The organism is Acidithiobacillus sp. TH-A35, from assembly GCF_057473505.1.
Map to the genome: position 1 here is coordinate 1 of NZ_JBYCKR010000223.1, position 5,408 is coordinate 5,408.

Annotated in this window: 8 protein-coding genes and 1 pseudogene; 6 read left to right on the top strand and 3 right to left on the bottom strand. The window is 59.2% G+C overall.

Features of this window, described 5'->3' with window-relative positions; translation table 11 throughout:
• Window positions 1-502: phage integrase N-terminal SAM-like domain-containing protein (locus AC2VNK_RS07535; RefSeq protein WP_486883349.1), on the bottom strand; the 502-nt coding region annotated here is incomplete at its 3' end.
• A 436-nt stretch (window positions 503-938) separates the two neighbouring features.
• Here AC2VNK_RS07535 and AC2VNK_RS07540 point away from each other — a divergent pair.
• From AC2VNK_RS07540 to AC2VNK_RS07565, 6 genes and pseudogenes are all read left to right on the top strand, one after another.
• The gene (locus AC2VNK_RS07540; RefSeq protein ID WP_014028374.1) at window positions 939-1,145 is read left to right on the top strand and encodes a hypothetical protein; all 207 of its coding nucleotides are present in this window, start codon (window positions 939-941) and stop codon (window positions 1,143-1,145) included.
• Window positions 1,138-1,428, top strand: a complete 291-nt coding sequence (locus AC2VNK_RS07545; protein ID WP_486883350.1) for a type II toxin-antitoxin system HicA family toxin — start codon at window positions 1,138-1,140, stop codon at window positions 1,426-1,428. The genes AC2VNK_RS07540 and AC2VNK_RS07545 overlap by 8 nt, the downstream gene beginning before the upstream one ends.
• Before the next feature lie 55 nt (window positions 1,429-1,483).
• Window positions 1,484-1,612: a hypothetical protein gene (locus tag AC2VNK_RS07550; protein ID WP_486883351.1), complete on the top strand. Its 129-nt coding sequence runs from the start codon at window positions 1,484-1,486 to the stop codon at window positions 1,610-1,612.
• A 12-nt stretch (window positions 1,613-1,624) separates the two neighbouring features.
• A pseudogene (locus AC2VNK_RS07555) lies at window positions 1,625-1,813 on the top strand (type II toxin-antitoxin system TacA family antitoxin); the annotation flags it as partial.
• The gene (locus AC2VNK_RS07560; protein WP_291524325.1) at window positions 1,810-2,340 is read left to right on the top strand and encodes a GNAT family N-acetyltransferase; all 531 of its coding nucleotides are present in this window, start codon (window positions 1,810-1,812) and stop codon (window positions 2,338-2,340) included. The pseudogene AC2VNK_RS07555 and the gene AC2VNK_RS07560, both read left to right, overlap by 4 nt.
• Before the next feature lie 482 nt (window positions 2,341-2,822).
• Complete coding sequence (locus AC2VNK_RS07565; protein WP_486883352.1) at window positions 2,823-3,320, top strand: uracil-DNA glycosylase family protein; 498 nt, start codon at window positions 2,823-2,825, stop codon at window positions 3,318-3,320.
• A 68-nt stretch (window positions 3,321-3,388) separates the two neighbouring features.
• Here AC2VNK_RS07565 and AC2VNK_RS07570 read toward each other — a convergent pair whose 3' ends face one another.
• Both AC2VNK_RS07570 and AC2VNK_RS07575 read right to left on the bottom strand, forming a co-directional pair.
• Window positions 3,389-4,864: a protein adenylyltransferase SelO gene (locus AC2VNK_RS07570; RefSeq protein WP_486883353.1), complete on the bottom strand. Its 1,476-nt coding sequence runs from the start codon at window positions 4,862-4,864 to the stop codon at window positions 3,389-3,391.
• Window positions 4,865-4,867: 3 nt separating this feature from the next.
• On the bottom strand, window positions 4,868-5,408 hold a 541-nt coding region (locus AC2VNK_RS07575), incomplete at its 5' end, for an AAA family ATPase (protein WP_486883354.1).

Below are 5,408 nucleotides of genomic sequence, written 5' to 3' on the forward strand. Positions count from 1 at the left end.
TTTCCATTTGTTTTTTGAGGGGCAGCAGAATGTTTTCGGGTAAGACGGTTACCCGGTCTTTGGCTCCCTTGCCATCCCGGATGATGATTTCGCGACGCTCGAACTCCAGATCTTTTACGCGCAGGCGTAATCCTTCCAGTAAACGCATACCGGTGCCATACAACAAGCTGGCAACAAGCCACATCGTACCCGAGAGTTCATGCAGTAAGGCGCGGGTTTCCGTTGGCGTCAGCACCACCGGCAGGTGCTGCGAAGGTTTCGCGCTAGTGATGTTGTCGAGCCAGGGTAGGTCGATGCCGAGAACCTGTTTGTATAGAAAGAGCAGTGCCGCCTTGGCCTGATTTTGGGTAGACGATGAGACGTTGCGTTCAGTGGCGAGATGGCTCAGGAAGGCCTCCACCTCGGCGGCACCCATGTTTTTGGGGTGCCGTTTCTGATGAAAAAGAATAAAGCGCCGCGCCCAGTCCGTATAGGCTTCTTCAGTACGAATACTGTAATGCATCACCCTGATCCGGGCGCGCACTTGATCCAAGAGTCTGGGCGGGGTGCTGGGAGTTGCTTGGCTATTTTCCATCCGGAAAATTTTAGGCTGTCCTAAATTTTTAGGCAAGGGTCAGTGTTGTGTAGATACAGTATGTTGATTGTTACCCCTGCTGTGTTAGACAATGTGCGTGTGGTAGCGTTGTGGAATCTAAATTACGTTCGCGGGCGCTGTGCGCCCGCGAACGGGGCGCGAGTGTCGAACATCGGGGCGTTGGGCGCACAGCGCCCGCGAACCCCTCGTTCGAGCGGACACCGCTACGCGGCTTCGCCCGCGTGAGCCTCCGCGCACTTCGTGCCCTCCGGCCGCACGCGGGTGCCGCACAACTCGCGCCCCGTTGGACACCCACACTCAGAATGCGCGACAATTAGCTTTCCCTGCCCTCGGAGCCATAGTCATGGAATTAACTGCGGTTCTTACCCCTGCCGAAGAAGGCGGATATGTTGCCCTCAATCCCGAAACCGGCACGACGACCCAAGGGGAAACAGTTGAGGAGGCTATTGCCAACTTAACCGAGGCAACAGCACTCTATTTATCCGAGTTTCCTCTACCTGCACCTGGGCATCCACTGGTCACGATGTTCAGCGTTCCCGCACATGCCTAAGCTACCCCATGTCGCCGGTGCCACGGCAGTTCGGGCACTTGAACGATTGGGGTTTACGAAAATTCGCCAATCCGGTAGCCATGTCATCATGCGGCGTGGCTCCAAAGGCTGTATCGTTCCCAATGCACAGCGAAATCAAGGTTGGCACTCTTGCGGGTGTTCTGCGCCAAGCCGATATATCGCCAGACGAATTCATCAATGCCTTGTGAACTTGGCGAAGCGGGTGATAGCCAGCGTGACAGGCTTCGTCAGCGACACACTGCGACAAGCCAGAACGGCATAGCCGAAGTGCTGAGGTCGGTCGCCTCAGAACGAAAAATCGGACGCTAAGGAAAGTTGTGATGTACGGCAATTTGCCGCATAATCGTGGCCAGGAGGGTAAGCCCATGCCACAACCGTTTTCCACCGCTCGCCTCGAAGCCCGGATCAGCACCGATCTGCATTCGATGCTCAAGCGCGCCGCCTAACTTCAGGGGCGCACCATGACCGATTTCGTGGTGGCCGCCGTTCAAGACGCCGCGCAACGCGCTATCGAACAAGCCGAAATCATTCGTCTGACGTTGGTCGATCAGGAGTGCTTTGCGCAGGCTTTGCTGTCGCCGCCGCAACAGACACCGGCCTTGAAACGCGCTTTCGCTCGTCGCAGCAAGCTACTGCGCCCTGAATGAGCAGTGCACCGTTTCTTGTTGCACCGCTCGATGCCGCGCATGGCCGCACCGTATTCAACAGCGGCTCGGAGCCGCTTGACCGCTACTTGCGAGAGGTGGTCACTCAAGACATTCGCCGTCGCGTGACAGCCTGTTTCATAGCGCTGGCTGACGGGCAGCGCATTGCAGGCTACTACACCTTAGCGTCGGCAAGCCTACTCTTGGCCGACCTGCCAGCCACGACGGCCAAAAAGTTGCCGCGATATCCGACCGTGCCAGTGGTACGAATGGGCCGCTTGGCCGTCGATCAGGCATTCAAGGGACAGGGGCTCGGCGGAGCGCTGCTGGCCGATGCTCTTGATCGAGCCACCCATTCCGAGATCGCCGCCTACGCTTTAATGGTCGATGCCAAGGATGAAGCTGCGGCAGCCTTCTATCGGCATCATGGGTTCATTGCGCTACCTGGCTTGTCGCTGACGCTGTTCCTTCCGCTGGCAACGGCGATCGCGTCCCGGAAAACGGGCAACAAGCGTTTTAGCCCGATTTAGAAGTTTTTTGTACATGCATGGATGGAACCCACAGTGGCGTCTGTCGAAAACCCCGGCGCTGTCGCTGGCACTGCCTGCGAGGGTCTTCATCGAAGTCCGCCAACGCGGATCACATAAACCGTTCGTGTCCTGCGTATGTGGACGCACTATGAATGAGCGGGCTAACCCATCCATCAAGACGGGTGCAAGTGATAAAACCGCTTGCGCCCGTTAGTTATGTCAGACATTGGGCGTCAGCGGTTGCTTATCGCGGAGTTTGGGCCTGCCATCCCTCGCGGGATGACAGGAATGTGTTCATTGAACCGCCGTATGCGCAGTGGTGTGAGAGGGGTAAGATTGTGAGAACTTCCCCTATCTCGATTAAAGCTTAGATGCCCGATCCCACAACGTATGGTGATCCTCTTACCGCGCTACTCACTCGTGTTCGCCATTGCGAACTTTGCGCCGGGCACCTGCCGCTTGGTGCGCGTCCGGTGCTGCAGATGGATTCGCGCGCCCGTATTTTGATCGCTGCGCAAGCACCGGGCAGGAAGGTGCACGAAACAGGCATTCCCTTCAACGATGCCAGCGGCGATAGGCTTCGTGCTTGGCTGGGTATCTCCCGAGAGGTATTCTACGACGCCCGACAGGTGGCGATCGTGCCCATGGGATTCTGTTACCCAGGCACCGGAACGTCCGGAGACTTGCCGCCGCGGCCAGAGTGCGCTCGTGCCTGGCATGGGGAATTACTGCCGCATTTGCAGCATCTGCAACTCACCCTGGTCATCGGCCAGTATGCCCGGGCTTATCACCTTCCCGCCGAGGCCGGAACGCTGACGGCGGTGGTTCATGCATGGCGCGAAAACTGGCCCAACCGGATACCGCTGCCGCATCCCAGCCCGCGTAATAATCTGTGGCTGAAGCGCAATCCGTGGTTCGAGGAAGAACTCATTCCGGTGCTTCAGGTGCGCGTGGCCGAGGTGCTTGCGCATGGCCGTTAACATGGCATTCAGGAGCGCGTCGTCCTTGAATGTGCATGGTATAACCTGCGGCCGCGCCCCAGTGAGCGCTACGTCCCGCAAAAGGTTTTGAATGGCCCGAAATCCTCGGGGGCGGGCTGGGTATAGCTCTCCAGCCCCGGACGCTCCGCGAAGGGCTGTTCCAGCACGGCGAGCAGCGCTTTGAACGGGGTGAGGTCCTGGTCCTGCGTGGCGGCGGCCAAGGCTTCCTCGACTTTGTGGTTGCGGGGTATGTAGAGCGGATTGACCTGATCCATAGCCTCGGCGCGCGCCTCCGCGGTGGTGCTTTCGCGCGCCAGCCGGGCCTGCCATTGCGCTAACCAGAGATCAAACGGCGCCGGGTTGGCAAAGTGGGCGCGGACCTGCGCCGGATCACCGCGCACTGCCGCTGATAAACCGCGGAAGACCTGTGTGTAGTCGGCATTCTGGCCTTCCATGGCGGACAAAAGAGCTTGCGCCAGCGCGAGATCGCCGTCCTCAGCCGTGGCCAGGCCCATCTTGGCGCGCATGCCGTCCAGCCAGTGGCTGGTATAGAGCCTGGGAAACTCGTTGATCTGTTCGGTCAGCAGGCGCACGGCCTCATTGGCGTCGGGGTGAACCAGATCAATCAGCGTTTCGGCGAAGCGCGTGAGGTTCCATTGTGCGATCAACGGCTGGTGGGCATAGGCATAGCGGCCCTGCGCGTCGATGGAGCTGAAAACTGTCTCTGGATTATAGGCATCCATGAAGGCGCAGGGGCCATAGTCGATGGTTTCGCCGGCGATGCTCATGTTGTCCGTATTCATCACACCGTGAATGAAACCGACCAGCATCCAGCGTGCGATGAGCGCAGCCTGTGCGGCGGACACCGCAGCAAAGAGGCTGAGATAGGGATTATCGGTCCCTTTCAAGGCGGGGTAGTGGCGGGCAATAGTGTAGTCGGCCAACTGTTTGACCCTGGCACTTTCGTTGCGTGCGGCAAAGAACTGAAAGGTGCCGACGCGAATATGGCTGGCGGCGATGCGGGTGAGGATGGCGCCGGGGAGCGATGTTTCCCGACGGACGGTTTCCCCTGTCGTGACGGCGGCCAGCGCGCGGGTCGTGGGTATGCCCAGCGCATGCATGGCTTCGCCGATGACATATTCGCGCAGCACCGGCCCCAGTGCCGCCTTGCCATCGCCGCCCCGCGAAAAGGGCGTGCGACCAGAGCCTTTCAGTTGCATATCCCGGCGCCGACCATGGCGATCGATCAACTCGCCGAGCAAGAGGGCGCGGCCATCGCCCAACTGCGGGGAAAAATGACCGAATTGATGCCCTGCATAAGCCTGGGCGAGCGGATGCGACCCTTCCGGAACTTGGTTTCCCGAGAAAATGGCGGCGCCGAGATCGCTATCCAGCGCCGAGCTATCGAGCCCCAGTTCTTCGGCTAGCGCGTAGTTCAATAGCAGCAATCGGGGCGCCGGAGCAGCGGCGGCCTGCCAGGGGGCGAAAAAACCCTCTAGATCGCGCGCATAGGTATTGTCAAAATGTAATAATGCCTTATCCATCCGTCAGTCTTGATGCACGGGCACCGGTATCTCCAGTTTCACCTCACCGTTCTCCAGGCGCGCAGTGATTCGCGTGCCCTTGGGCAGGTCGCCAAAGAGGATATGCTCCGCCAGCGGCTTCTTCAGGTGCTCCTGAATAATCCGCGTCATCGGCCGTGCGCCCATCTGCGGGTCGTAGCCCTTGTCCGCCAGCCATTGCCGTAGTTCAGCGCTGATTTCCAGGCTATAGCCCTTTTGCAGCAACTGCTCGTCCAGCTCCATAACGAACTTGTCCACCACGTGTAGCACCGTCTCCTTAGAGAGCTGTGTGAAGGGTACGACGGCATCCAGGCGATTGCGGAACTCCGGCGCGAAGACCCGGCGGATGGTCTCCATTTCCTGTCCGCCATCACTCTGGGGGGCGTTCATGAAACCAATATTCGCTTTGCCGCGCGACTCAGCCCCCGCATTGGTGGTCATAATGAGCACCACATTGCGGAAGTCCACCGTGCGGCCGCCGGCATCTGTCAGCTTGCCGTGATCCATCACTTGCAGGAGCACATTA